A 23,693-nucleotide genomic window follows, 5' to 3' on the forward strand; every position below is an offset into this window, starting at 1 on the left:
CCGTGCTGTGGTCACGTCAGCGCAGACAACCGCAAGACCCAGGCACAGTTCCTGTGCGTGCAGTGCGGCTATGCGAACAACGCTGACGTGGTGGGCGCAATCAACGTGCTTCGCCGTGGTGAGGCACGCCTAAGCAACGAAGGGCTGGACGTAGCCCGGTTAGCCTGTGAAGTGAACGGCGCTGTAAAGCCGTCAGCAGCAGGAACCTGTTAGCCGAGCAAACGGCTAACGCCTGTAAAGGAATCCCCCTCCTGAGCGGACACCGCGAAGGTGGGGGAGGATGTCAAAAGACATTGAATACAGAGGCAAAAGAGGCTGACGAGGAATTGGTTGAGGATGACGAATTCCAGCTCGATAAGCGTCGCATCTACGAGGCTGAAAAGATGTGCGCTGGGGCTGCTGCGTATCTGTTGAAGGCTGGCAGGCCAACGATAGGAATGCGCTACGCGATGATTACCGGAAGTGTTTCCCCGGATCACTGGAGCGAGGCAGAAAGCCTTGTGATTGACCCCGCAGGCTGATGGCGACTCAGCCTGCGAGGATAGATGGCAGACATTCAACTCACTGCTGAGCGCCCTTCTCTCCACCCAGCAGCTTGCTTTCAACTTGCTGCACTACATCGTGATGCACGGTCGGAATGCCGGTGTCTTGCTGTTCGATGTGGTAGCGGTTGTAGAGCAATAGAGCAGGTTGCTCCACGCACCCCTTAGATGAGTCGCACTTCGAGGGCTGCTTTTGTCGCACGGGCTCTTTCTGTATGCACTCAATAGTAGAGAGGCGTGCATTGCATTCGAACCCGTCCAGGCGCAGATCATTAACCAGATTTCGTGTTGCCGGGCTCGGATCGGCAATCCAGCTGCTTGTGCAGCCGGCGATGAGAGCGCACAGCGCGATAGCGTAGAAGTTGCGGTGCAAGGCCATTTCTCCAAGAGCAGATTCGCTTTCACGCTAATATCTGTGCCCCCGAATTTCCACCCAAGGCAATGCAGTTGCTCCCTATCCCATGAGAAAATCGGGGCAGATCAATACATCAAGCTTTCTGAGATTACCAAGGCAGTCTCGGACAACCCAGGCGTGTTCCGACAGCTTCGTGAACTGCTTGATAGTGATCGGTCGGTGTCCGATTGCCAGTTTCGCGTTCTTCAAGCGGCAACTGGCATCTACTGAGTGAAAAATGGCGCTGGTATTATCCGCGCATGCGCGGATTGATCTGGCGGATCGATAAGTCATGCCCAATAGCTAATCCGCTATTCATGTTGCAATAGCTTTACCGGCTCACGCGCTTCTATGTGAAATCTTGCAGGGCTACCTCCTGTGGAAATCTCAGATTTCACGTAGGAGCGTGGCTATGCAGCCATTATTAGGCGCATTCAAGGCTGAATATTCATGAATTTCAAAGAGTTGCGAGCTGTCGCGCCTATTCAGCCGTCCTCGCGACTGGCTGCGCTTTATTGGGCGAAGATAGGTCGAAAACCTATCGATTTCCCGCGCATGCGCGGATATATCAGCGATGCTAATCAATCGCTTGCTCTGAAATAAAAACATAAATCAGGCATTGGCGATGACACTGCATTTGCTGTTGTGGAATGCCAGCTCCTAGAAGCAGCCTGAGAAATTTCTATGTGTGATGACAGCCCAACATATACCGAACGAGTCAGGGCTTGGCTGAAAGAGCATGAGCCTACCGCTGATCAAATTCAGGAGGCCTACACCAAAATGCTCACCTTGCTGGCCAAAAACCCGAGCCAACAAGGGCCTGACGCGGATACATGCTTGGAAACCCTGGTGAACGCCTATGGGCGGGCAGGAGGTGAAGTCGATGATCTTCTGTCTGTCGATGGACAATTGAAGGCTGAGCAGTCGCTAAGTCAACCTGAGCATTGCGCGCTCGACCCGAGCCCTCTCTATGAGGTCAGCGACGGACCAGCGGAAGCGCTCCCGGCTCCGCAGAAAATGGAGCTATTCAAGCAGCTCAAGCGGCAGTTTGGTGCCAAGGCGATGACAGCCTGATCATTCCGGCCTGCGCCCTCTCAGCTGTTCTACTGGCAGTGAGGGCGCATGCTCAGCCTCAACAAAAATATCCGCGTCGAAGAACTCCACTAGGTCTTGCAAGGCCTGCTCTTTGAGCAGTGCGGCTAACGGCGGGTTGTTCGAGCGAATTTCACGCCATGCCTTTTGTTTGAGTTCTTGCGGAAGGCTAGTCAGCCGTACCAACTTCTCCGCGCCCTCAAAGACTTTTACAGGGACTGGCCAGCTGTCCAGGCCAGACTGTGAGTTCAAATCTTCCATACCCCTCCCGTTCACTCCTGTATTTGAGGGGATATTCCTCTGGTGTGCATGCCAACTCGACGGACTTACTCGTTATGCTCAGGCCGGCGCCTTCGCCTGGAGGCGATAAAGGAGTTGGGTATGATCGCTGTAATTGCTACTCGGGAGGCCAAGTCAGCATTCCACTACACGTTGTTGTTGAATCAGTCTGGCTATCAGACCCTTGCGGTGAGAGAAACTGCCCCCCTATTGAGTTGCATCCAGCACCCCATGTCATGTCTGCTGTTGTTGGAAGACGGGTTCATGGAGAACACGTCAGCTCACGCTCTAATCAACCTCATACGCAGCATTCCAGGTCCGAAGTCATCTATCCCGATTTTGCGGGTTTGGAAGGGTCCAATCCTCGCGAACGGGAGTGAAAGCGGTGCGCTTGCAACCATAAGTGCCCCGGTCACTGGCGCGGCCATGGAGAGCGCACTGCGGAGCCTGGGGTTGAGCAGGGCAGGATAGGCACGACCACATGCAAAAAATCACCTTCACCGCTCTCGCTGCGGCTCTGCTGGGAGGCTGCGCCTCTGCGCCGCCTGAGCCGAATATTTCCTCGTATACCTACGACTCCAAAGCCCACTCTGGGACTGTTGTCGTTACCGAAAAGCACTACTCCAGCGATGCGCTCGCGTGCGAGCCGAAATGGCGAGAAGGGGAGGTGTATCAACCGACTGGTCTTCCCCCGATGGGCCGTGACACATTCAAGGTCAGCATTGAAATCGAGGCTGATCGTGAGGGCGATGAAGGGTACAACTTCAATCGCTATTCCATTGATGTGCCACAAGGCCTGGGCTCTCGCGTTTTGGCGAGAGACTTCCAGCGTCAGAAGACCTTTATGCTTGGCGCCGAGTCGAACGGTCTGGTCCAACAGGGGGAGCTTTTCGAGTTCCCCGAGGGTTTCTATCTCCGCGTCTCTCGAACCGCAGTTCAAGGGTCTGAATTTGTAGCCTGTATCGGGATTGATCACATGTACGTGCTCGACTCCGAGCTACAGTCGTCGGTCAACCCGCCCGTTTACCTCGACCGCGTTGTGATTCCGTTTGCCATGGAGCTGGAAAATCAGCCGGTTAAAGTCTCGTTCGGCAACAAAATCCAGCACAACGCCGAAATCCGAGTCCTTCCCAAATGAATGCCAGCGTGATCAAGCTCAACCAGCAACGCCTCTATATCGAGCTTCCAGCGCCCATGGTTCATGATCTGCTGGCCGATATGGTCACTCGCTACGAGAGCTTTTTCACGTTTGCTGAACCGTCATACCCAGAAGGGCAGCCGGCTCTTCTTTTCAAGGCCCTGTCGGAAGGCTTTGGACTCCCAGCCTGCGGTGAGTCTTTAGGCCTTGAGGTTATCGACCTAGCCGCCTTGAAGGTCCAATCGAAGGGGGCTCCTGATCCGCGCTGGAAAGACCTCCATGTCGGGCGGATTCTTGCCGCTGCCTTCGCAAGCACTATAAATCGAGCACAGGAGCAGTAATGCGCTTACAAGCACTTATTCTGAGCTTCGTGGCAGGTACGGCTAACGCCGCCAGCCTGGAAGTTGCCGTATCGGAGGGGGGCAACGAACCCCTGAAATTCAGCTATCCGCTGACGGATGATCGCCAGACACTCGATCTTCGAGACGCTGGCCGTTACACAGTCGCGATCAAGGACAAGGCCCGTGGCAAAGAGATTTGCCGCGAGGCTGAGTACCGCACCGGCATGGTGATGACTCTGCGCCGTGTAGAAAGCGAAGACCCCGACAGCTACAAGGTTGAGGTCGTGGGGCAGGTTTCGAACCTCAAGGGTATCGAGCGAAAGGAGCAGCTGGGATGCGGCGTGAACATGCAGCCTGTCATCGAGAATGCAGCCTTTTCTGACACATCGGTACTTGTTGCGGGTAAGCCCAAAGTGCTGGTCGTGGACGGGAAAACTACGTTGTTACTTACCGTGAAGGAGTAGTCGCATGAGCAAGTGGACCTACGCCAGGATTGATCGAAATGAACTAGGCCAAGTCCACTGTGTTTTTTGCAACAGACCCCTCCGAAGTGGACGCCTGATCGTCCTGCGTGACGATTCAGGCGTCGAGGCATTTGCTGGCCCGTCCTGCGCCAAGACTCATGTTGGTGCGCCCTCTGAGCCTGTCCTCGATCTTTCCAGAATGGCGATGCTATTGGTCGTTCGAGGTGAGGCGCCTGTGCGTGGTGGGGCCGGCAACGACCCTGACGATGAAACGCTGCGCCCAGAGCCTGCTCGCCCGCGCCCTGGCGGTAAGACCGAGCCTGATGAGGTTGCTGATTACCTTCGTCTAAGGGTTGAGCACATGCAGGGTTTCACCGGGAATGCCACCCATACGCTACGCGAATTTCACAGGCAGTTGTCTTCGGAGGCTGGCCTAGGGCGCGACGCCAGACTCTACGTTGAGCGGTTGTTGGCGAAGTCGAAGAAGTCGAACACCATCTTCTCCTACAGGAATGTGGAGCGCTGTATTGGGGCGGCCTACTGGCTGCGGGTCGCAATCGAGAACACAAAGCCGGAGCGCAGAGAGTTCCTGGAGCGATTGCTGGGCAGCCTACAAGAATACTGGCGCCTGACCTCAAAGCAGATCGAAGCTCTCAATCGCTGGGGGGAGGGCGTGCGCAAAACCATCAAGGATTACCCGATTCTCGATGTTGGCGCATTTAACGGAGTTCAGGCCCCGCGCCAAGCGCAATCTCAGAACAGCAGCAGCTGATTTTGATGCCGCCGCTCGGCGTTAGGCTTTTGGGTATAGAACTGCCGATAGCCCATGAGGTTGAACCGAGCTTCGCAGCCTTTGCAGATGATGAAGTTCTGGATATTGCCGAGGTCCGCAGGGTCAACTGGTGCGCGAGGCGCACTGATAATCACCTCTCGGCAAAGAGCTTGAACCGGCGATTTGCGAGAGCGACGAGTATCCAGGCATAAATGGACGACCCCGCTGTGGAGCGCAAAGGCAACATGGGTGTCGTTGTTCATAAGGCTGTTGGCCGGGCTTTCTGTCCACTCAATTCTAACGACCAGCACCAGGGTAGTAACCCGAACTAGCTACCTTTGCTTGCATGTTGGGTGGCGGCGTATAGGGGTGTTGCTGGATAGTGTTGGTTCGTTGTAACGACTGAGCCTATTGGCATGCAACCCATCATCCACTTCTATGACGCCCAGTACATTGGTACGCCTGCGCTTGGTCAGCTGGTAGCGTTTGACTCGCTGGTCTGTACAGAGTCCGATATTCGTCGCTACTCAACCCGTATCAGGTTGAGGCAAGACGTGTCATTCAGCCCTCAAGCGATAGAGCAACTGGACTGTTACGATCAGGACCTGGGGGCAGGGGAGACTGAATACGAATGGTCGAGAAAGGCCCAATCGTTATTCGGAAGCCCTGCCACCCTTCATGTCGGCCTAGGCAATACGTCTTCGCTCGACAACTACATACGCTTTGCTCTGTACAGGTGCCTCAGCACGCTGCCCAACACGGAACTCCCATCGGGCGCTTACTACCTAGATTTGCTGACCGTAAGTCGTGCCTTGTCTCTACTCCGGCCCGAAACTGACCCCCATAAACTGCCGGCGCAGTGGAATGATCAACGTCGCCGCAATTACGTCCTCGGCAAGTATGGGGATTTTTCGGGTGCAGAATGCGTGAAAGAGTTCGCCGGCTCATTAGCTGGCGCTAATCCGGGGATGTTCGCGCACGCTATCGCGCATTCATCCCCTGGACAGATTGCCTCGCTTTGCGGGCTTATTGACGGTCAGGTCGAAAGCCTTTCGACATTGAAGCCTGTATTCATATGCCACGAACAGCTGATGGCGCCAAACCAGTTCGGTGTATTCCTTGCTCTGGGGACTGACCCTCAGTATCGAAACATCGTGTACATGATTGACCTTCAATGCGATCTTTCCGAGCTGATCGAGGACGCTGGCGAGTCAGTAGCAAGGTTCATCAGGTCAGAGGCCGGCGAGATTCACAAGCCAGTTGTCCGTGTGAATTTCAATAGAATCCCTTTCGTAAGCCCCCTCGGAGTAGTTGATCGATCAACCGCAGCCCGATTGGGCATCGATCCGACTTTGATTAAGTCACGGGTTGCTCAGCTGCAAAACCAGCCCGAACTCTGCTTGGCTTTACTCGAAGTGTCTGGAGCATCAGGTGCAAGCTTGGTTGCGGACCCGGACTTCCAGCTTTACGGAGCAGAATACCTCGCGCCCGACAAAGCTCTCTTGAGCAATCTGCATCAGGCGTCCCCGGACGAATGGGGAAGTCTGCTGATACACGCGCATGATGCTCGTATCACTGCTCTCGGCGAGCGTCTGATCAGGCGCTGTAAGCCTGCACTATTAAGTAAGAGCGAAATGCAGGCATGGGGTGCGCATTGCGCTAGCCGGCTTCTTGGTAGAGGGGAGCCGTCCCGTTTGCAAGCCACCAAAGACTACTGCTCGAATGTGGCTGGCTGCCCAGCCAACCCACTTGGGATGCGTACTGCTGCAAAGCACTGGTTACATACGACAGGTTTGGAATGAGCCCAGCTATCACGTTTGATCCGTTTGCGACGATGCCCTTCACCGGGTACATCGATGACGCCACAGGAAGACAAGAACGCTATCTGTCGCTGGCGCACTTTGTCCACTCTGAGAGGCTGTCCGGCGTGGATGAGCGCTATCGGAAGTACCTTCTCAACCTGGATGATCCCGAGCTGTTCCGACTGGAGGTGGATGGGGTTGGCTTCACTGGTGGCGACCGACCTGATTGGGAAGCCCTCCGCCCGCGCCTTATGTATGCAGGCATCTACATGCAGGCGCTTTCCAACCGCGAACACTATGGACAGCTGATCACTAATGCGGCCCAGCTATCAATTGCGCATTGCTCATTCAGCTCAGATGCGGCCCTTGCCATGGGGCAGTTCATTGACGACTTGCAGGCCCCCCAGGACAAGCTCAAGGTCGTGTTTCTTGGTGGGTGCGTTGATCAGGATTATGTATCCAGTTGCCTGGAGGTTATCTTCGCTAAGCGCGCCCCCCAGTGCCTGCTCGCTTTGGAGGATGACGGGTGTGCGTCAGGCATTTCGACTTTTGCGCGACGCCAGGGCAGCCCGTTCTCAATGCTCAGCTCATCGCTGAGTGAGCAGGCGCTAGCAGAGAGCATCAGGCTGCGCTGTACGCATGTTTTCCACTTTGTCGGGCAGAATGATTCCGCCCTCAATAGCGGCGTGATCGCATTGCTTCGAAATTCTGGCGTAACCGTGAGCCCCATAGCGCCTAAGCCATGAAGATGCTTCTGCGGGCCGCTATCGCGCCGCTGGTGCCGCTTTCGGCGGCAATCCTAGGCGGATGTTCCTCTCCAAGCCCTCAATGGCTCATTGAGCCCGTTGGAGCCTTCTGCGCTGCTGGCATCGATCAACCGTGTTTGCAGGCTTTTGCGGCGCATGCCTATGCCGATGTTGCTAGTGACTTTGTAGTGCCATCAGCGCCGAAGGATGTGAGCCCGCCGAGCGACCCAGCACAGCCGCACGATGAAGCGGGCCAAGCGACAGTAAGCGACCAGAGTGGTCACTGGAGTTGTCCAGTTCCGAGCGTAGTGGAGAGCGCTCCTCAGCAGCCAACAGTCCCTACTGAACTGGCTGAGAAGGAGGCGACCGTTGAAGGGGAGGGCGCTTCACCCGCTGATGCAGCAACGGCACTACCCGCCGATGACGGCGCCAACGATAGTAGTGCCTTATCGCCCCAGGTTGATCAGGGGGCAATTCCGGCCCTTGAGTTTGGTTCGGCTGCCATTGCTGCAAATCTTGTTGAGCCGAAGGGATACGTTCCGAGTGATCTGGCTCTCCAGTACCGAGAGGCTGGTTCACTGCTTAACCTAGAATCCGAACCAATCTCGAAGGAGCATATCGGTAGGGTCTACGACATTCCTGATGCCGACCTTCGCGCCAAAACACTCTCGACCTTCCTGGTGCTGTACTCCAAGGGCATGTCCGATTCCCAGGTGGATGAAATTCTCAATGTGCTATACGAGTTGGATCAGAGGCGATATGAGGAAGCGCTGATTATCAAGCTTCCTGCGCTGCTGAAAAATGGCGACCTGGAGAGAGCCAAGGCGCTTCGGCACGTTCTTCTTGGTGAGGTAGGCAGGCAGGCGGATCAGTTTTCGATGCTTGCCTACGTTGCTAGCTGCTACACCATGATCGGCTTGAAGCAAGATGCTGGCGACATAGTGCGCGACGCGGTATCCGGTGGATTGAAGCTGTCAGCCGATGACAGGACCCTCATTAAGCTGGCTATGGCCGTGAGCAACGGCGGCTATCCGATGATCCAAGATTTTTATGACTTCAAAAGCGATCAGGCTCGGCTGGATGCTTACCTGATGCTCGCGGTTATTGGCAGACAGCTCAACATTCAGGGCGTTGAGAGACGCGCCCTATCTGATGCTGTCAGGTTTATCCAGAAATCCTCTGCTCGGATCGACCGCGCTTCCGCTCTTGCTGCGATCCTGGCAGCTGCTCCAGGTGCTATTCAGTAGCTAGGGTTATCCACCGATCCTCTGGATAAGTCAGAGGATAACTTTGCAGCAACGTGTAGTGGCTTGGGCTGGCGCTCTATGGTGATTTTTTGATCACTTTGCGCTGCCGATTTTTTTCGTCCCGTGGCGATGACACACGGATTTCCCTTCGAAGATGAGTTCAACAAATTCAGCTTCGTTGGGAGCAAGCCATGAATACACAAGCCCGTGTGAACCATATCCCTCAGCCGGCTGGCTTCGTGGTGCCGGATGTTCTGCCTGACTTCCCCACCACGCCACGCGCAGGTCTTCGCCTGAGTCTTGAGCAGGAACAGGCCTTTGGCTTCACCGTCTTTCAGCTCACGCTTGATCAGATTCAGGCCCTGGCCTGTGATCGCGAGGTTGTAGCCGATCTGCTTTCTGAAATGGAAGGGGCGTTCACCAAGGAGAATAAGGCAGATAAAGCCGTGGCTCTGATCAAGGTGGATGGCCAGTGGTTCCGCCAAGGCTCGATCCCCGCAGCTGAATTTTCCAAGTATTCTCGGGATCGAATCCAGCTGGTTCGCCAGTGCCTGGATGCGCTGAATTCTCTTGAGGGGAGCGAGCGCGACCTCTTTTACATGGAGGCCCTGGACTCGCTCCGCAAGGCGCTGTCTTTGCTGGTGCCCTACGATGCGATCCTGTCCAAGGCGGTGAACGCCTTCAAATCTCGATGCGGGGACCTCAGCGCTGCCTGCCGCGAACTGGCTATGTACGTGGCATCCGAAATGCACTTGAGCCGTACCACTGTCCAACGGCTCTGCGAACAGTTCTGGCTGTCGAACAAGTTGCCGGCAATATGCTTTGGCTCGAACCGCTACGTTCAGTCGATCATGCCGGCCAAGGCAAAGCGCGAATTCCGATTCGGCGTTTTGGAGCGCCAGCAGCGTATCGCCAGGGTTGCGCTAGAAACTGGTGTTCCTGTGATCGAGCTGCTGGGTAGCTGGTCCGCCTTCCATCGAATCCATCAGCGCATTGACCGCCTCTCTGGCGCGTTCGCAATGATCAATGCAGGCCTTGCTGAAAAGGTTGCGCGTGAGCATCGATTCGCAGCTGACTTCGATCAGGTGCGCTCTGCGGCCTACCAAGGACTCACTCGCGCCATCAGTCTTTATGCCCCGGAAAAGGGGATGAAGTTCTCTACCTATGCCGTCACCTGGATCAAGCAAACCATCATCCGCAGCCTCATTCAGCAGGAGCTAATTCGGCTTCCAGAAGGTAGCCACAAGATGCTTGGTCGTGTTCGTGCCGTGTACACCGACATGCCGAGCGCCAGTGACGAATACGTGTGCAAAGCAGCTGGCATCACCCCGTTCGAGCTGGACGGGCTCCGTCCTTACCTCCTGGGCAATGGGGCTATGTCTATGGACACCCTCTCTAACTCTGAGGGTGATGATGCGGGGATGCACAGCTTCATTGCCGATCAGAACAATGACTTTGTGGCAGAGCTGGAGGAAGAAAGCGAGGCAGCTTATGTCGTCGGGCTGATTCGTGCAGCTTTGAGTGAGCGGGACTTCTTCGTTCTCACTCATCGCACTGGATTGGCCGGCGCTCAAGTGATTCCCGTGGCGGAGCTTGCTCAGATGCTCGATACCTCTCCGCAGAACATCAGTCGCTTGGAGAGGAAGGCTCAGTCTACGCTGGCCCGCATCGAAGAACTCAAGGCTGTTTGGGAGCTAATGGAGTGAGCCTACGCGCACTCCAAAATAAGCTGCTCAGCGCTAGATTTCTGGGCTGGTGATGCGTCCTCGTTATCCAGAATGAGTTGGCACATTTCAATTGCCCCTACGAAATCCCCCATGCTGAAAAACTGGTTCGCAATCTCAAGGTGAGTTTTCGCCATAGGGTCGTCCGCTGCAACGGCCTCGGCAACTTCAAGCCCTGCCTGATCGATGCAGAGGGGTTGTTGAGCCCCGCTGTCAGCAGGCCCTGTGCCTTTGGCTGTCGATCTGGTTGATTGCTCTATGGCCTGCTCTTTGGACGGGGCAAGCGAGTACACCCCATCTCTAAGCGGTCCAGATGCAACCTGGGGGGCAATATTTGCTGGAGCATCCACCTCAATCGTCTTAGTGCGGTTTTTGATAGTCAGCAACCACAGACCGAAGAATGCGGCCATTCCGAGAAGCAGGCACAGCAGGCCTAGAAATTGTGTAGCCACGGGAAACCTCAGAAGTCCATACGAGCCAACTTTATCGTGATTGCTCCGAAGCCGCCGCTGAACCGTGTGCATTTCAGGGTCACTAAGGGGGGCATTCTCAGACATAGCCTTCTGAGGAAACCAAAGTGATCGATTCCTTACCCCTCACCCGACGCCGCTTCACCAAGCTGAGCGCAGCAGCTCTGGCCGCCAGCACTATGGGACTCGGTGTTGTTTCGCCACCTGCGCGGGCCATGAGCGTCAATGTCGCTCGGCTTCTCAGCATCGATCCTCTGACTCTTGAATATAAGGTTTTTAGTCCTTGCTGTTACTTTTGCCAGGACTATCTAGTTGTCTCTCATTATCAACCCGTGGTGCTGTGTGAGGTCATCAAGGGTGGGGGGGATACGGCGCTGGGTCAGTCTATTGGCGGGATTCTCTCTGCTGGAGTGGATAACAACGATTACACAAGCATGCACGTTCGCTTATGGGAACTCCCAGATTGGGCCATCAACATTGCGATGGCTGGGCAGGGCTGCAAGATGTGTGGCGTTGATGCAGCCAAAAGTACAAACACAAGCATTTTCGGCGGCTCTGGGCTCTGCTCGGCAGCAACAGACATAATCATTGGGCAGGCAACCAAGCGAATTAACGACGCCCTGCCCAGCTGCTTCCCCAAACTGCTCTATACAACCGAGAGTGATCCAGCCTGGAATACAGGCTGTAGAGACTGGCTTATGTTCCCGCCAACTGATCTTGAGTGCTCGACAATCGGCGCTTCCATTTCGAATCTGTTTGGCTTTGAGCGTTGTATCGGGACACAGTGGGGGCCACTGTACCCAAGGCAGATGGCCACACCGAGGGATAACCCGATAGTGGCTGCCGGCATCGCTGCGTATCGTGCTTTGCACATAGCGCGCAAGGCCCTCGGCTCGTCCCCATTTGACACTGCCATTGCAGTAGGCAAGCTACAACAGACCTCGCCCATGACCACTGTTGGTTGGCGCGCAGGCAGTATGTTTCTCGACGCACAGATGCTGCTCGGCCCAGTCAGTCCCAGCCATATCTACACATTTGTGTGGTGGCTGCCGGTGGTCTGCTGCAAGTCTTATGACGAGATATTCGGGTTCTGCCCGCCAGAAATCCCGTGCTCCTGATCTGCTCATATCCGCGCATGCGCGGAAAATCGAACCCCGCATAGCACGTTCAGGACCGTATAAATTCCGCGCATGCGCGGATTTTTTTTCTTGGCCTCGATGACACAAAGGCTTCTGTTGGAACGTATCAAGTCACCGTAGAGGGGAGGTGTCTATGTCCAACAGTACCCAAATCATCACTGGACCAACGCTCAGGCAGTTCGCCACGATAGTGGATGATGAGGACTTGATCGTTACTTCAAAGCTGGGGCCTAGCACCCTGAGCAGGGTGCGCTTCAAGTTAATCGACTATCCAGCTGTACCTTCTGAGCGGACTGAATTTATCCGAGGCAAGGTGCTGCAAGAGTTCCCGGTTGTAGCGAACGTCCTGGGCAGCATGCTTGAGCAGTGCATACTGGATCAGGCAAAAGCGGTTGAGAGCCTTCTGGGAGAGTAGGGAAGGCAAGGGGCGAGGCCCCTTATCAAACCACGCCGACTCCGTAGGATTTCGCAAGACGCTTGGCCAAACCAACAGCTGTATGGCTCTCGTCCACGACTCCAGCTTGTCTTGCTGAGTCTGGCATGGAGCGTGCTGCACACTCATCGGCTTCCTGCGCAAGAACCATGATGGTCTTGTGCTTGATTTCCTTTAGCGCTGCGGTGCCGTCATCGCCCAGCCCGGTGAGGATGATGACCCCCACACCTCCAGTTGAAGTCCGCCGAATTGAACGAAGCGTTGCATTGATCGACGGGCTCGGTTGGTTTGGTAGCTGAAATGGCCGTGAGGTCATCCGAATGCCCTCAATGGACATGACAGAATCTCTGGGCACTATGTATGCGTGACCGGGTTGTAACGGCGCACCGTCGCCACCAATTTCAATTGCCCACCGATCCTGGCGACTGCTAAGGACTTTCTGGAGCGAAACGGAGCCGCTGTCGCTACCAATGTGTTGAGCAATGATTAGTGAAATCGGCAGGCGAGGGAGTGCCGATAGGAAGGTGTTCAGCGCATCCGGCCCACCAGAGCTTGAGCCTATAACCCACACATCGTGGACACTTCCTGTCTCCTTCGAGTTGTTTAACTCAGAGGCGAGGTCAGGAAGGACGCGCATGATTTCGTTGATGATCTTCTTGCGCCATGCAAGGCGCTCATCATGAGCAAGCGGATAGAGCTGCTTTTCGGTCAGGATCACCTTTGGTTCGTCGCGGGTGATCATGTCCATGACGCACTCTTTCTCCATGATCGAATCGACGGAGTAGTCGATGATCATGACGTGCGCATTGCTTTGCATGAACGAACCGCCGTCAATTGCAGCTTCATCGAAGACTGTCACCTCCCCAGCAATGGGCTGGAGAAGTTCAGCAATGATGCTGGCCTGGGTTCCGTTCTTAGACGCGATACCAATTCTCATGCTGCACCCACTGCGTGAAGTTCAGGGCAAACGATGCGGATACCCTCGTTGAGCATTGCGGCGTCGTATGGCTTCGGAAGGAAGTAGTTCACGCCCAAGCTCAGAGCTTGTTCTTTCAGTTGAGCGCGAGTGGTCAGCATGATGATCGGTGTGCGGTCGAAGTTCTTGAGCGAGCGCAGCCGTTCTGTCAGATCAAGTCCATTCATGCGTGGCATTTCAACGTCCACGACGAATAGGGATGGGGCGCTGAGCGTAGGAAGCTTGTCCAGAGCGTCCTGTCCGTTATGTGCGGATGCTACTTCCCAGCCTAGGGCCTGGAAGTGGCGTGTCAGCAATTTTTGATAGCTACTGCTGTCGTCAACGATCAGCACCAGGGGACGAGCCTCACGCTTTACTCGACGGATTCGGTAGAGCTTCGCTTTGTAGCCGTCCTCGGTCATCTTGAGGTTCAGGCGGGCCAGCTCGATCACATCCAAGACAAGAGCCGGAGTGCCATCATGGACTTCTGTGCTGCCGATGATCCCTTTTACCGTGCTCAAAATGCCCTCGAACTTCGTTACGTGAATCTCGGGCATGGAGACTCCGTTCTCAACTTCAATTGCCAATCGGGTTCCGCTTTGCTCTACCAAAACTAGGCAGGTGTGGCTTGGCGCCTGAGCACTGTTGAGCTTGAGGTCAGGGACGGCCATCAGATCGGCAAGATGAACCACATCGTAGGATTTGCCTTCATGGCTGACACTTGCCTGCCCCGGTTTGGCCTTGATTGCCATAAGTTCGGTCGTCGGGAAGTCCAGCACCTGGGCCATGTTGAAAGTCGGAATAGCAAACCACTGATCACTGATCCGGCAGACGAGAGCGCGGTTCGAGCCCACGGTCAGAGGCAGCTCTAAGGAAATAGTGGTGCCTTTCCCGAGTTCAGAGGCAATGTGAAGATGCCCGCCAAGGCTCGCAATTCGCGTCCTCACAATGTCCATCCCCACGCCACGACCAGAAAGCTCGCTCACGGACTTGGCAGTGGAGAAGCCTTGTTCCGCAATCAGGTGCAAAATCTCCTGTTCGGATAGCTGATCCTCCGGCTTGACCAGCCCCAGACTCAAGGCCTTGCGGTGAATGGCCTTCGGGTCAATCCCGCGCCCGTCATCGCTAATTTCAACGATGAGAGATTTTGCTCTCCGGCTGGCTTTGACCTGAATCTTGCCAACGGGCGGCTTACCTGCCTTCACTCGGTCCGCCTCCGATTCGATTCCGTGAGCGACTGCGTTGGTTACGACATGGCGAAGTGGGTCGCGGATCGATTCAAGAAGCTGCCTGTCGATCCGGGTGTCTGTTCCAAGCACCTCCAATTCCGCTTTTTTCTGGCTCAACTGGAGGGCGCTGGCCAGCGCGCCGTTGAGGCTAGGCTTTTCGTTGTCGAACATTACAAGGCGAGATAGCAGCAGGTCGCGCTGCAAGCTGGCGATCACCTCGCCCTGATAGCTGAATGCGCTATCCAGAAGGTTGGATTGGGTGATCATGTCTTGAGCGTCTTGCAGAAGTTGCTCGATCTGGAGAATCGACTGCGTATGGCTATGGGAAAGATGGTTGAAGCGCTCCAGATACAAACGCTGGTCATCGCTGCTCGATTCGACGGCGGAATGACGAGCGCCTGGGTTCCCTATGTTGTTGAAGTGACGCAGCTGCACCGTTGTTTTGTTCATGTGCATCAGGAGTAGCGATAGCTTCTCGCGCAGCGCTACGACCGATAGCTGCGACTCGCGGTGCAGGGTGTTCTGCCGGTATGAGGATGCCTTGAGTTCATTCGACAGCTTGACCGAGTTGTCCAGGAGTTGGAGTTCGACCTTGATCTTCTCGGAGCCCTTCGCCCCTTTCCGTTTGGTGCGCGAGGCCTCCCTGTCGCTTTCATTTGCGCGATGCAAAAGGGACTGTACTTGAGGGCTTAGTTCCTTGTTGGCGGTAACAATGTCCGTGTAGTCAGGTTCGCCAGGGTAGAACTCCGCGTCGAAGACCAGCCCGTCAGAGGCCAAGGATTTTCGTGCTTGTCGATTTTCGAAGTTGCGTTGGCGCTCGCCAAAGGCCCGACCGCGCAGGCCACGGTATCCACGGCGACCCTTCGGCCTAGATTCTTCTTCATCATCTTGTGCATCGTCCCCAACAGCCGGCTCAACCTGGGCAGCGTCGGGCGCGGGGATACCTTCTGGATGCTCTGTGAGCATTTCCTGCACTTCGGCTGTTTCGTTCTCAACCGATTCAGATGGCTGGGCCTCGACGGCAGATGTGGGCGCGGCATCAACTGGGGCATCTGGTGTGATTTTGGTGGCCGGAGCTGCGGCTCCATAAGAGCCCTGGATCACAGCTGCGAGCTTGTCGCCATCCACCCTGCACATGTCACAGGCGTCACCCACCAAATCAATGAGGGCGGGGATTGTCCGGTATGCCTCGCGGTTGCGTACCGCGTCGCTCATGGTGATCAGTTCGTTTAGTACGAACGTGGTGAGGTCGGCACAGTGCTTGTCAGCCGTGATGGCCCCGGATGCCATAGAGTCGAACAGAGACTCCATGTGGTGGGTCAGGCTGCGGATCGCTGTGGCGTTGATGATTGCAGCAGCGCCCTTGAGGGTGTGCATGTTGCGGCGGATGTTCACCGTCAGCTCTTTGTCTGACATATCGGCCATCCAGGCGGTGATGTTCCGTTGTAGCTCAGGGATAACATCGTCTGCATCCGTGAGGTACAGGTCGTACATTTCCAGGTCGTAGTCTGGTGCGGCACTGATCTGCACAGCTACTGGGTTGCTGGGTTGTTCAGGGGCCGTTACTGGTGCTGGCGCTTCCTCAATCTCAATTGGAGTGGCGGCTGCGGAAACGGGCTCGGGCTCGGGCTCAGGTTCGCTCGGGGCTTCGGTGGCTATCCTGGTCCCGGTGATTGCCCCTGCGACTTCAAGCCAGCCAGGAAGCTGCGACACCCCAGCCTCCCACGGGAAGTCCTTTTGATACTGCTCGACCTCCACAAGCAGGCTCTTGAGGCTTTCGGCTTGTTCTGCCGAGAGGCAGTCATCATTTGCCTTGAGTGCATAGAAGCGGGCTTCGAGAACGTCGAACAGCGTATTGACGGCATGGCACGAAGCGGAGCCTGAGCAGCCGTGGATATTGTGGATGGCGCGGCACTCAGCTTCCGTCACAGTGAGGTCGGAGCGCTCAAGGTAGTCACGCAGTTTGGCTATCTGCTCGGAGAATTCCTCGTCAAATAGCACCTGTAGTTGCGGATCGTAACCTTCGGGGTAGGCGCGTTCCTGCTTTTCTGGAACAGCCTCTGGTTTAGCTTCGACCGGCTGATCAACCGCAGCCGGGGCGTTGCCTATGATTGCCGCGACTTCTCGAATGGCATCGATCAGGAACAGGTTTACCTTGCCCTTTGCCGAGTAGTCGTCCATGCAGCGGAGAATCGTCTCGCTGGCACGAGCCAAAGTTGATGCTGCCGACTTTGAGTCGAACGAAGGGTCATCCACTCGGCCAGGGATGATGTTTGCCAGCTCGGATGCGTTGCGGCAGAGATCAGCCAGTTTTTTCTCGCCTTTGATCATCGCCGCTGCACTGAGACGTAGGCAGGCCGCAGCATACTGAGACAGCTGGGTCCGTTTGTGATCGGCTGATTCCCGTTGCAGTTCTTCGATATACGGACGAAGCTCGAAAATCTCGCGAAGCAGGGCGTCTAGACCGTCATCCTCGGTGCTGCTCGCATCGAATTTCGCCTCCAGATCGCTATGGCTGACAATGTGGAACTCACGAACATCTTGCCCCAGCTCGCGCACGGCGCTGTTGGCTGCCTCAATGAGAGTGGCGGGAGGATGAAGGTTCGAGGTGATGTACTGGAGATACATTTCCAGGGCGACGAGAGCGCGGGCGGCGAGAGTCAGTCGTTCGGATTCATCCAGCACGCTTCCACGAACCTCATCGCTGATGACGTTGACTATTGCAGCCAGGATTTTCGCGATGGATACAGACCCAGCGAACTCATAGACGCTCGCAAGCTCCCGCAACGAGGCGAGGGCCGTGAGCAGTTTGTCGGAGCCAACGCCGCTATCAACGTGGGTAGCGATCATGTGGCTGACCTTCTTGAGTTCAGCGGTCGTTTCGGTAGCAATTCGTTCGATCACATCAGCCGTGACGTTCTCGATTTGAAGCAGATCAGCGGCTTCGTTGCGCCGCAAGTGGGTGAGCTTGGAATCCAAGAACAGGATTTGGTTCTTAACCGTCTCGATCACCTCTGGCGTGAACTCAGCTGGGCTCTTTACGCCCTTCACAGCGTCGGCCAGATAGAAGCTGACCTCGGATAGTTCCGTTTCGTTGAAAATGCCGAATATGTTTGCAATGGTGCGCATCGACTGGTCGAAGGCTTGGGTCTGTACAGCGAAGGCATCCTCGTGCTTCGCGTTGACCGCCCGGCCAAACGCAATCATGGCGGACTCAAGCCTTGGTTTTATTTCGGTCAGCACATCAGTGATGTTCTGCACGCTCTGTGTGGATAGCTGCTGTCGAAGCTGGGCAATCCGATCTTCCTCGACGTTCTCTTTCACATCGAAGTGTTTGACGACCTCCGCTGCTGTAGCAGTGATCTTGCGGCTGATCGAAAGAGCGTTCAGCAGTGAGGAAAACTTGGCGGGACTGAGCGCCTGTTTGGCTGCGCTCTCTCCCTGCGGAAGGCGCTGGGTAGCAACCATCACTACTCGAAGGGCCGTTGTCATCGCTGGTGTGATGTAGCAGCCGTCAGCAATGATCACGTCGATTATTGCCTCGCCTACCCACCAGTAGCAGCCCAGCTCAGGGTCATTCGTGACCCGTTGTAGTGCTCGCAGGTGCTCGCGCATTTCGACCCAGGCTGCCTCGCCCGACTCTTTCATCGCCTGTGTGTAAAGCAGGCAAAACTGTGCAGCAGCCTTTTTGAATACGCGCTCCCGCTCTGCGAGGTCGCAGTCGCTTTCATGTAGGGGAGGGCTCTTGTACCCGAAGCTCAGATTTACAGTCAGCGCCGAGTCATCAGTGAGTGCCGGCACGTCCCGTAACGAGCGAAGCTCATTGATGTAGTTGAGCAGCACGCCCGGTGAGTCATGGGCGCCCTCGATGACCATCCCGATATAGCCCGGCAGAACCTGCAAAGCGTTCTGGATGGCCAGCAGAGCTTTGTCTTGCAAAACGCTGTCGTTCGAGGTCAGGGCAACGCTGGCCAATGTGCGCATTTCGTTGGCGAGGGCATAACCGCCGTTGCTGCCAATCACGTCCAGGGCCGACGCAATGCCTGAAAGCAGTGCGTTCAGTTCCTCTTGGCTAGACGCAAGCTTGTCGTTTTGGTTAGCAAACCACACGGGCTCCGCGCCGGCAGGGGGAGTATTGATACGGTCGCGGACGGAAGTAATGCTGACCATGGCCTGCTTGCAGCGCTCGATGTACTTCTCAATCGGGCCGCGCACCCACGACAGATGTGCAATTTTTACAGGGTTCATGGTTTCTTCCTAAAAACAGTTGCTGGAAGGCAATTCAGGCGCTCAAAGCCATCGGCCTTCCATTGGGCTTCTTCGGCAGATGCTGTGATGAGGTATCCCCCATCAGCGAGAAGGCAAGAAAGGGTGTCCAGGATTCGCGAGCGAGTTCTGGCGCGGTAGTAGATCAGCATGTGCTGTGTGACGATGATGTTCGGTGAGGCAAAATTGATTGGTCTTTCGCCCAGGATGTTGTGCTGCTCGAAGGTCACAAAGTCCTTGAGCCAGCTAACGAAGCGCATCGTTCGCCCGCCATCAATCCTTGGGGCATACCTATCAGGGATAGACTCATTTGCCTTGTAGAGCCCGGCCATGGCCGTCTCGATGCAGGGTTCGGAAACGTCTGTCCCATGGATATGGAAGTTTGGGAATTCCTGCCTGCAAAGCTCGACCGCCATCGAGTAGGGTTCCTCTCCTGTTGAGCACCCGACTGAAAGAATGCGGGGTCGCGGAAACTCTTTTGCGAGGCTGGCGATAAGCTCAATCACGGGCGGGTTACGGTAAAACCGAGTCTCATGATTGGTGGCCAGGTGGATAATCTGCGCCCAGCAGGCCTGTGGCAGCTGTCGCCGCGTCGCACGCAGTAGCAACGACTCTGCCGTCTCGTTCAACGAGGTTGCGTAGGCATCAAGGGCACGAAAAAGCGCCGGCTGGCGATCCTGGGCAACCTCGATCTTGAAGCGCGTGAAAAGCAGGTCTACCCACGCTTGCTGGTCGTCGAGTGCAGCGATAGCTTCGGCCATTTCAGTTCCTAGACTTTGAAGTGAGACAGCGTTGAGCCCACGCGCTGAGCCTGCGCATTCAGGTTGCTGATTGCAGTAGCAGTCTGCTCGCTGGCGGAGCTGTGATCAGAGGCGTAGTGATGGATTTGCTCCATCGTGTCAGCCACCTCATCAGAGCGTTGATTCAGGTCGGCAGTCTTCCCTGCAACGCTGATGATCCCTTCAACCAGCTGGCTCGTTTGCTCACTGATCGCGTTCATTGCTTTCAGTGCATTGGAGGACATGCCGGACAGTGCCTTAATGTCTGTCTGGCTTTCCTCCAGCACATACTGGGTGTCCTTTGCTGCCACGTTGATCGCTTGCAGGTTGGTGGCGATCTGCTCAGCAGCTTCCTTGGCGCTGTTGGTCAGCTTGTTCATGGCTTCGGCGCTGATGCGGATGCGCTTGGACAGGTCATCATCGGTAATGGCGTCGGCCACAAGGTGCGCGTTGTAAGCAACTGTCGCTGCTTGGTTTGCAACGCGACGAACCACATCAACCAGCTGCTCCAGGCTCTGGATGTTTTCGGTCATGGCCTTAGCGTGGTGCATGATGTTGAGGTTTGACTGGGATAGCTTGACCACCCCTTCGTGTACCTCTTGAACCGCTGTAGAGCCGGTGTTGATCTGCGTACTTACAGCAATCGAAGATTCGCGGGTGCGGTTGATCACGCCGTCGAGTTGCTTGGTGAAGCTGTTCAGTTCATCGACGAGCTTTGCGATGTGCTGGATCGCCTGAACTTGTTCATTGCGGCTGCGCTCAGTATTCCGCGCCATGCTCAGGGTTTGTTCAGACGCAGCCGAGAGGCTGACTATCGTCTGCTGCACGTCTTTCACGATTTCCCTGAACTTGGGGAATACGGTGTTAAGCGTCGAGGCGATGTCATGAGTGGAGGCATTGCCCTCGCTGAATGCGACGGTCAGGTCCCCACTCCCTACTTCCTCCATTTCGTCGATCAGCTGGCGCAGCTCCTGGGAGCGCTCCTTTTGCGACGATTGGATCGAGTTGGCCAGCGATTGGGCTTGCCGAGTGTGTGCTCTCGATTCGCGCAGAATGAGGGTGATGCCCCCAAGGACGATAACCAGGGCTGCGCCCAGCGAACTCAGCAGGATCATCGGCGAAATGAGTCGGGACTTGTGCAGGGTTGCAATGCCGTGCTGCATTCCGTTGATTGCAGCGTCAATGTTCTCCCGCTCGGCCCAGATCGCCCGAACGTGCGGAGCGTTATCGACTGTGCCACTGGCAGCCTCAACGGACTTGATAGCTGAGCGGGTCAGGGCCTGTGCTGTTTGGTAGCTTTTCAGGAGTGGCCCGGTGAGGTTGTTGTCCCTTGGAACGGCTCTGCCGATGCTTGCCAGAGTGGCCACATATGCCTTGCTGGCCTCAAGCGCGAGATTCAGGTTGTCGCTGTTCGGGGTTGATGTGTTGGCCAGCAACTCGATTCCATCTACAACGGCGTCTTTCGCCTTCGACACCGCCTGTTTGACACGCGTATCGACCGCAGGACTGGCCTCTAGCACCGCATGCGCTTCGGTGGCCTCTGTGATCAGGCTGGCCGCTAGTTGGCTAGATTCGGCAGCCTGACGCTCAAAAGCGCTGTTGTTTCCACGGGAGGCCGCAATATGTTGGATGGCGTTCAGCACGTTGCCCCAGGCATCCTCGAAGCGACCCAGATTGGCGTCAGCTGGGCTGGGCAGGGGAGGGATGCTTGCGCTGGTGCTCCCTTGTCTCAGGGTGCTCACGGTTGCATCTACCTGTGCGGCAAGCTGCTGCAACTGGCCGATATAGCTAGCATCCGTCGATGCGCGCATCGAAAGAGTGATTGAGTTCAGGGCAGAGTTCTGGAGGGTGCTTGCTTGCGCTGAGTAGAACCGATCTGCATTCACGCCACTGGTGTATTGAAATGCACTGAATGCTGCGAGGCCTCCAGACAGCGCAATGGCTGCGATGCACGATGGGATCAGGAGATTTTTGCTCATTTAAGGCCTCTGGACAGGTAGTTCGACGGAGCGAAAGTTCGGATCACGGATGATGTTGTCGAGGTGGATTAGCGCCCACAGTTTCGATCTGGCGGACACAACGCCCACGCAGTACGGCGTCAGTTTGGCGGGGATAGCCAAGTCTTCTCGGGCCGCATCTTCCAGCTCGGCAGCGGGTATGAACGCGATGATGCCGTCCGTTTGAAGCCCATAAACGCTGGTTGATAAAGGGTCGCGAAGGATCAGGGTCGTCGGGTTATCGTCATTCGCTTCCTGCTGGGATGTGCTGTTCAGGCCCAGAAAGGTTGGCAGGTGGAAGTACGAAACGAGGTCCCGACCGATCTTTGCATTGCCGGTGAAGTAAGGCTTTGTACCGGGAATGATCAATGCGTTGGCCGGTGTAGGGGTCACGGCGTCGAGGTTCGAGGTTGCGCATAGGCAATGCGTATCGCCGAGCTTGAACGCTGCAAGGCGCTGGTCTTTGACTCCACCGTTACTCATACATGGCCTCCATTTCTTTCAGGGCGGCCTCGATGCTGTCCTTCGAGAACGGTTTGGTCAGGTAACGGTCGGCGCCGGCTATGAGCCCCTTCTGGTGGTCGAAGATGCTTGCTGCGCTAGAGAGCATTGCGATGGGCATCTTCTCGAACTTTGGGTTGGCTCGGATGATGCTCACCAGTTGCAGTCCATTCAGCTCGGGCATGTCCACATCGATAAAGCATGCGTCCGGCTCAGTGGTGTTGATCACGTCCAGGGCCTCGAATCCGTTCGATGCCACCACCAGCTCTTTGCCTAACTGTTGAACCAGCACCCTATTTGCTAGGGTCTGCATCGCTCTTGCGTCGTCTACCAAGCAGATTCGTTGAAGTCTCATTTGGGTCCAGATTCGCTGTGCCATTTACTTGCAAGTGCAGAGCGAAAGGCCACATTTCGAGTGTTGCTTCCTCTAAAGCGGGGATTTTTTTTGCGCCCGTTATCCTCCAGGCCCAATCCAAAAGGGGAGAGGGCATGTCAAGGCGCCGGGCTATTGCAAATGATCCGAAGGTGCTCGCTCGTATAGCCGAGCAGGAACGAAGGAAGGGGGGCGGTGCTGCGCAGATAGCGGAACACTCATCAACCTCCGCCACGCCTTCGATTAAACGAGGCGGAGCGGCAAAGCAGCCGTCAGCTGCTACCGTCAGGGCCAAGAAGGTTGCTCTTAACAATCAGGACTCGCGCCTCGACACACTTCACTACGACGAGGCCGCGAACACCCTCAAGCTTGTGTTCCCTGGTGCAGAACTCCTTAACCAGAACGTTGCGCTGCGTATGCACAACGCCAAAACCAGCATGCTCAAGGCTACTTGGATCAAGCGGCTTGAGGCGTTGATGATCCTCAACATGCCTGTATACGACCTTTGGAAGGTCAACCAGCAGCGCTCCTACCCCTTCATCGTTGAGGAAGTCTATGCAACAGGCGAAGGCCAGTGCCTAGATGTTGAGAGCGTGGTCGCAGCGTGCAAGCCAGTAATCGACGCCCTGGTACGTACCCGGTTCCTGCCGGACGATAGCAGCCAGTACATCGCGCAGCCCATCGCTTACACCTATCGCCAGCGAAACAACGGTTTGGTCTTGGTGCTCAGACCCGCACCTAAGCCATGGGGCTTGGTATCGGACACCACCGTTGAGCTGGCGCAGGCCATTCCGTATCTGGGTGCATAGCTTTCAGTCGGAAATAGTGCTTTAGCTATCGAGAAAGGGCGTTAGACTGCTGTGCGTAACATGTTACGCACCGTTGACACGGTTACGCGCGTGACATGCTGCACCTGTATAAGCGATCTATCAGTCGTCGCCCTTCGCGCCTCTAAGCTACTGATTTTCCTGGCATTTACTTTGACCGGGAGGCGGCTGGCAGCGGTGGTG

General features: G+C 55.9%; 24 protein-coding genes. 14 read left to right on the forward strand and 10 right to left on the reverse strand.

The window, feature by feature from the left end:
* The coding region (locus tag PSOLE_RS14135; protein ID WP_140418991.1) for a zinc ribbon domain-containing protein at positions 1–213 on the forward strand (213 nt) is incomplete at its 5' end.
* A gap of 80 nt (positions 214–293) precedes the next feature.
* The gene (locus PSOLE_RS14140) at positions 294–521 is read left to right on the forward strand and encodes a hypothetical protein (protein ID WP_084343985.1); all 228 of its coding nucleotides are present in this window, start codon (positions 294–296) and stop codon (positions 519–521) included.
* 40 nt (positions 522–561) lie between these two features.
* Here PSOLE_RS14140 and PSOLE_RS14145 read toward each other — a convergent pair whose 3' ends face one another.
* Complete coding sequence (locus PSOLE_RS14145) at positions 562–921, reverse strand: hypothetical protein (RefSeq protein WP_037004772.1); 360 nt, start codon at positions 919–921, stop codon at positions 562–564.
* 699 nt (positions 922–1,620) lie between these two features.
* Here PSOLE_RS14145 and PSOLE_RS14150 point away from each other — a divergent pair.
* Positions 1,621–2,010, forward strand: coding sequence for a hypothetical protein (locus PSOLE_RS14150; RefSeq protein WP_074858278.1), 390 nt, complete (start codon positions 1,621–1,623; stop codon positions 2,008–2,010).
* Here the strand turns inward: PSOLE_RS14150 and PSOLE_RS14155 are convergent, their stop codons facing one another.
* A complete protein-coding gene (locus tag PSOLE_RS14155) occupies positions 2,011–2,289 on the reverse strand; it encodes a hypothetical protein (protein WP_074858281.1) in 279 nt (92 codons plus the stop codon). It abuts the gene before it with no gap.
* 499 nt (positions 2,290–2,788) lie between these two features.
* Between PSOLE_RS14155 and PSOLE_RS14165 the strand changes: the two genes are divergently transcribed.
* From PSOLE_RS14165 to PSOLE_RS14180, 4 genes are read left to right on the forward strand one after another with little or no spacing between them, the layout of a single operon-like run.
* On the forward strand, positions 2,789–3,445 hold the full coding sequence (locus PSOLE_RS14165) for a hypothetical protein (RefSeq protein WP_074858284.1): 657 nt from the start codon (positions 2,789–2,791) through the stop codon (positions 3,443–3,445).
* A gap of 8 nt (positions 3,446–3,453) precedes the next feature.
* The gene (locus PSOLE_RS14170; protein WP_037004774.1) at positions 3,454–3,786 is read left to right on the forward strand and encodes a hypothetical protein; all 333 of its coding nucleotides are present in this window, start codon (positions 3,454–3,456) and stop codon (positions 3,784–3,786) included.
* Positions 3,786–4,250: a hypothetical protein gene (locus tag PSOLE_RS14175; RefSeq protein ID WP_020307515.1), complete on the forward strand. Its 465-nt coding sequence runs from the start codon at positions 3,786–3,788 to the stop codon at positions 4,248–4,250. The genes PSOLE_RS14170 and PSOLE_RS14175 overlap by 1 nt, the downstream gene beginning before the upstream one ends.
* 4 nt (positions 4,251–4,254) lie before the next feature.
* Positions 4,255–5,022, forward strand: a complete 768-nt coding sequence (locus PSOLE_RS14180; RefSeq protein ID WP_074858288.1) for a hypothetical protein — start codon at positions 4,255–4,257, stop codon at positions 5,020–5,022.
* Here the strand turns inward: PSOLE_RS14180 and PSOLE_RS14185 are convergent.
* On the reverse strand, positions 5,004–5,285 hold the full coding sequence (locus PSOLE_RS14185; protein ID WP_074858291.1) for a hypothetical protein: 282 nt from the start codon (positions 5,283–5,285) through the stop codon (positions 5,004–5,006). The two genes, PSOLE_RS14180 and PSOLE_RS14185, sit on opposite strands and share 19 nt — an antisense overlap.
* 153 nt (positions 5,286–5,438) lie before the next feature.
* Here PSOLE_RS14185 and PSOLE_RS14190 point away from each other — a divergent pair, with 153 nt between their 5' ends.
* From PSOLE_RS14190 to PSOLE_RS14205, 4 genes are all read left to right on the forward strand, one after another.
* Entirely contained in the window at positions 5,439–6,824 is a 1,386-nt protein-coding gene (locus PSOLE_RS14190) for an exodeoxyribonuclease I (RefSeq protein WP_020307518.1), read from the forward strand.
* On the forward strand, positions 6,821–7,570 hold the full coding sequence (locus PSOLE_RS14195) for a hypothetical protein (protein ID WP_020307520.1): 750 nt from the start codon (positions 6,821–6,823) through the stop codon (positions 7,568–7,570). Before PSOLE_RS14190 ends, PSOLE_RS14195 begins: the two co-directional genes overlap by 4 nt.
* On the forward strand, positions 7,567–8,817 hold the full coding sequence (locus PSOLE_RS14200; RefSeq protein ID WP_139204952.1) for a hypothetical protein: 1,251 nt from the start codon (positions 7,567–7,569) through the stop codon (positions 8,815–8,817). Before PSOLE_RS14195 ends, PSOLE_RS14200 begins: the two co-directional genes overlap by 4 nt.
* A 191-nt stretch (positions 8,818–9,008) precedes the next feature.
* Positions 9,009–10,523: a sigma factor gene (locus PSOLE_RS14205; RefSeq protein ID WP_020307522.1), complete on the forward strand. Its 1,515-nt coding sequence runs from the start codon at positions 9,009–9,011 to the stop codon at positions 10,521–10,523.
* A 2-nt stretch (positions 10,524–10,525) separates the two neighbouring features.
* Here the strand turns inward: PSOLE_RS14205 and PSOLE_RS14210 are convergent, their stop codons facing one another.
* The gene (locus tag PSOLE_RS14210) at positions 10,526–10,993 is read right to left on the reverse strand and encodes a hypothetical protein (RefSeq protein WP_020307524.1); all 468 of its coding nucleotides are present in this window, start codon (positions 10,991–10,993) and stop codon (positions 10,526–10,528) included.
* 125 nt (positions 10,994–11,118) lie between these two features.
* On the opposite strand from PSOLE_RS14210, the gene PSOLE_RS14215 reads away from it, so the two are divergent.
* Both PSOLE_RS14215 and PSOLE_RS14220 read left to right on the forward strand, forming a co-directional pair.
* Entirely contained in the window at positions 11,119–12,129 is a 1,011-nt protein-coding gene (locus PSOLE_RS14215) for a hypothetical protein (protein ID WP_083393735.1), read from the forward strand.
* A gap of 154 nt (positions 12,130–12,283) precedes the next feature.
* Entirely contained in the window at positions 12,284–12,565 is a 282-nt protein-coding gene (locus PSOLE_RS14220) for a hypothetical protein (RefSeq protein ID WP_020307526.1), read from the forward strand.
* 25 nt (positions 12,566–12,590) lie between these two features.
* Here PSOLE_RS14220 and PSOLE_RS14225 read toward each other — a convergent pair whose 3' ends face one another.
* Genes PSOLE_RS14225 through PSOLE_RS14250 form a run of 6 tightly spaced genes read right to left on the reverse strand, consistent with a single transcriptional unit; the run spans position 12,591 to position 22,689 of the window.
* The gene (locus PSOLE_RS14225; RefSeq protein WP_074858299.1) at positions 12,591–13,520 is read right to left on the reverse strand and encodes a chemotaxis protein CheB; all 930 of its coding nucleotides are present in this window, start codon (positions 13,518–13,520) and stop codon (positions 12,591–12,593) included.
* Complete coding sequence (locus PSOLE_RS14230; RefSeq protein ID WP_074858302.1) at positions 13,517–19,015, reverse strand: hybrid sensor histidine kinase/response regulator; 5,499 nt, start codon at positions 19,013–19,015, stop codon at positions 13,517–13,519. Before PSOLE_RS14230 ends, PSOLE_RS14225 begins: the two co-directional genes overlap by 4 nt.
* A complete protein-coding gene (locus tag PSOLE_RS14235) occupies positions 19,012–19,794 on the reverse strand; it encodes a CheR family methyltransferase (RefSeq protein ID WP_020307529.1) in 783 nt (260 codons plus the stop codon). Before PSOLE_RS14235 ends, PSOLE_RS14230 begins: the two co-directional genes overlap by 4 nt.
* Positions 19,795–19,802: 8 nt before the next feature.
* Positions 19,803–21,791, reverse strand: coding sequence for a methyl-accepting chemotaxis protein (locus tag PSOLE_RS14240; RefSeq protein ID WP_020307530.1), 1,989 nt, complete (start codon positions 21,789–21,791; stop codon positions 19,803–19,805).
* On the reverse strand, positions 21,792–22,292 hold the full coding sequence (locus tag PSOLE_RS14245) for a pilus-related protein (RefSeq protein ID WP_020307531.1): 501 nt from the start codon (positions 22,290–22,292) through the stop codon (positions 21,792–21,794).
* Positions 22,285–22,689, reverse strand: coding sequence for a response regulator (locus PSOLE_RS14250; RefSeq protein ID WP_307691313.1), 405 nt, complete (start codon positions 22,687–22,689; stop codon positions 22,285–22,287). The genes PSOLE_RS14245 and PSOLE_RS14250 overlap by 8 nt, the downstream gene beginning before the upstream one ends.
* A gap of 146 nt (positions 22,690–22,835) precedes the next feature.
* Here PSOLE_RS14250 and PSOLE_RS14255 point away from each other — a divergent pair, with 146 nt between their 5' ends.
* Entirely contained in the window at positions 22,836–23,492 is a 657-nt protein-coding gene (locus PSOLE_RS14255; protein ID WP_115288509.1) for a hypothetical protein, read from the forward strand.
* The last annotated feature ends 201 nt before the right edge of the window (positions 23,493–23,693 follow it).

The sequence above is a fragment of the Pseudomonas oleovorans subsp. oleovorans genome (genome assembly GCF_002197815.1).
In the GTDB taxonomy this organism is placed as follows: domain Bacteria; phylum Pseudomonadota; class Gammaproteobacteria; order Pseudomonadales; family Pseudomonadaceae; genus Aquipseudomonas; species Aquipseudomonas oleovorans.

Coding starts and splice junctions, on each gene's coding strand:
- PSOLE_RS14205 (WP_020307522.1), top strand. CDS start 9,009: ATGAATACACAAGCCCGTGTGAACCATATCCCTCAGCCGGCTGGCTTC.
- PSOLE_RS14250 (WP_307691313.1), bottom strand. CDS start 22,689: ATGGCACAGCGAATCTGGACCCAAATGAGACTTCAACGAATCTGCTTG.
- PSOLE_RS14240 (WP_020307530.1), bottom strand. CDS start 21,791: ATGAGCAAAAATCTCCTGATCCCATCGTGCATCGCAGCCATTGCGCTG.
- PSOLE_RS14220 (WP_020307526.1), top strand. CDS start 12,284: ATGTCCAACAGTACCCAAATCATCACTGGACCAACGCTCAGGCAGTTC.
- PSOLE_RS14195 (WP_020307520.1), top strand. CDS start 6,821: ATGAGCCCAGCTATCACGTTTGATCCGTTTGCGACGATGCCCTTCACC.
- PSOLE_RS14165 (WP_074858284.1), top strand. CDS start 2,789: ATGCAAAAAATCACCTTCACCGCTCTCGCTGCGGCTCTGCTGGGAGGC.
- PSOLE_RS14150 (WP_074858278.1), top strand. CDS start 1,621: ATGTGTGATGACAGCCCAACATATACCGAACGAGTCAGGGCTTGGCTG.
- PSOLE_RS14230 (WP_074858302.1), bottom strand. CDS start 19,015: ATGAACCCTGTAAAAATTGCACATCTGTCGTGGGTGCGCGGCCCGATT.
- PSOLE_RS14200 (WP_139204952.1), top strand. CDS start 7,567: ATGAAGATGCTTCTGCGGGCCGCTATCGCGCCGCTGGTGCCGCTTTCG.
- PSOLE_RS14180 (WP_074858288.1), top strand. CDS start 4,255: ATGAGCAAGTGGACCTACGCCAGGATTGATCGAAATGAACTAGGCCAA.
- PSOLE_RS14190 (WP_020307518.1), top strand. CDS start 5,439: ATGCAACCCATCATCCACTTCTATGACGCCCAGTACATTGGTACGCCT.
- PSOLE_RS14145 (WP_037004772.1), bottom strand. CDS start 921: ATGGCCTTGCACCGCAACTTCTACGCTATCGCGCTGTGCGCTCTCATC.
- PSOLE_RS14245 (WP_020307531.1), bottom strand. CDS start 22,292: ATGAGTAACGGTGGAGTCAAAGACCAGCGCCTTGCAGCGTTCAAGCTC.
- PSOLE_RS14235 (WP_020307529.1), bottom strand. CDS start 19,794: ATGGCCGAAGCTATCGCTGCACTCGACGACCAGCAAGCGTGGGTAGAC.
- PSOLE_RS14185 (WP_074858291.1), bottom strand. CDS start 5,285: ATGAACAACGACACCCATGTTGCCTTTGCGCTCCACAGCGGGGTCGTC.
- PSOLE_RS14225 (WP_074858299.1), bottom strand. CDS start 13,520: ATGAGAATTGGTATCGCGTCTAAGAACGGAACCCAGGCCAGCATCATT.
- PSOLE_RS14155 (WP_074858281.1), bottom strand. CDS start 2,289: ATGGAAGATTTGAACTCACAGTCTGGCCTGGACAGCTGGCCAGTCCCT.
- PSOLE_RS14175 (WP_020307515.1), top strand. CDS start 3,786: ATGCGCTTACAAGCACTTATTCTGAGCTTCGTGGCAGGTACGGCTAAC.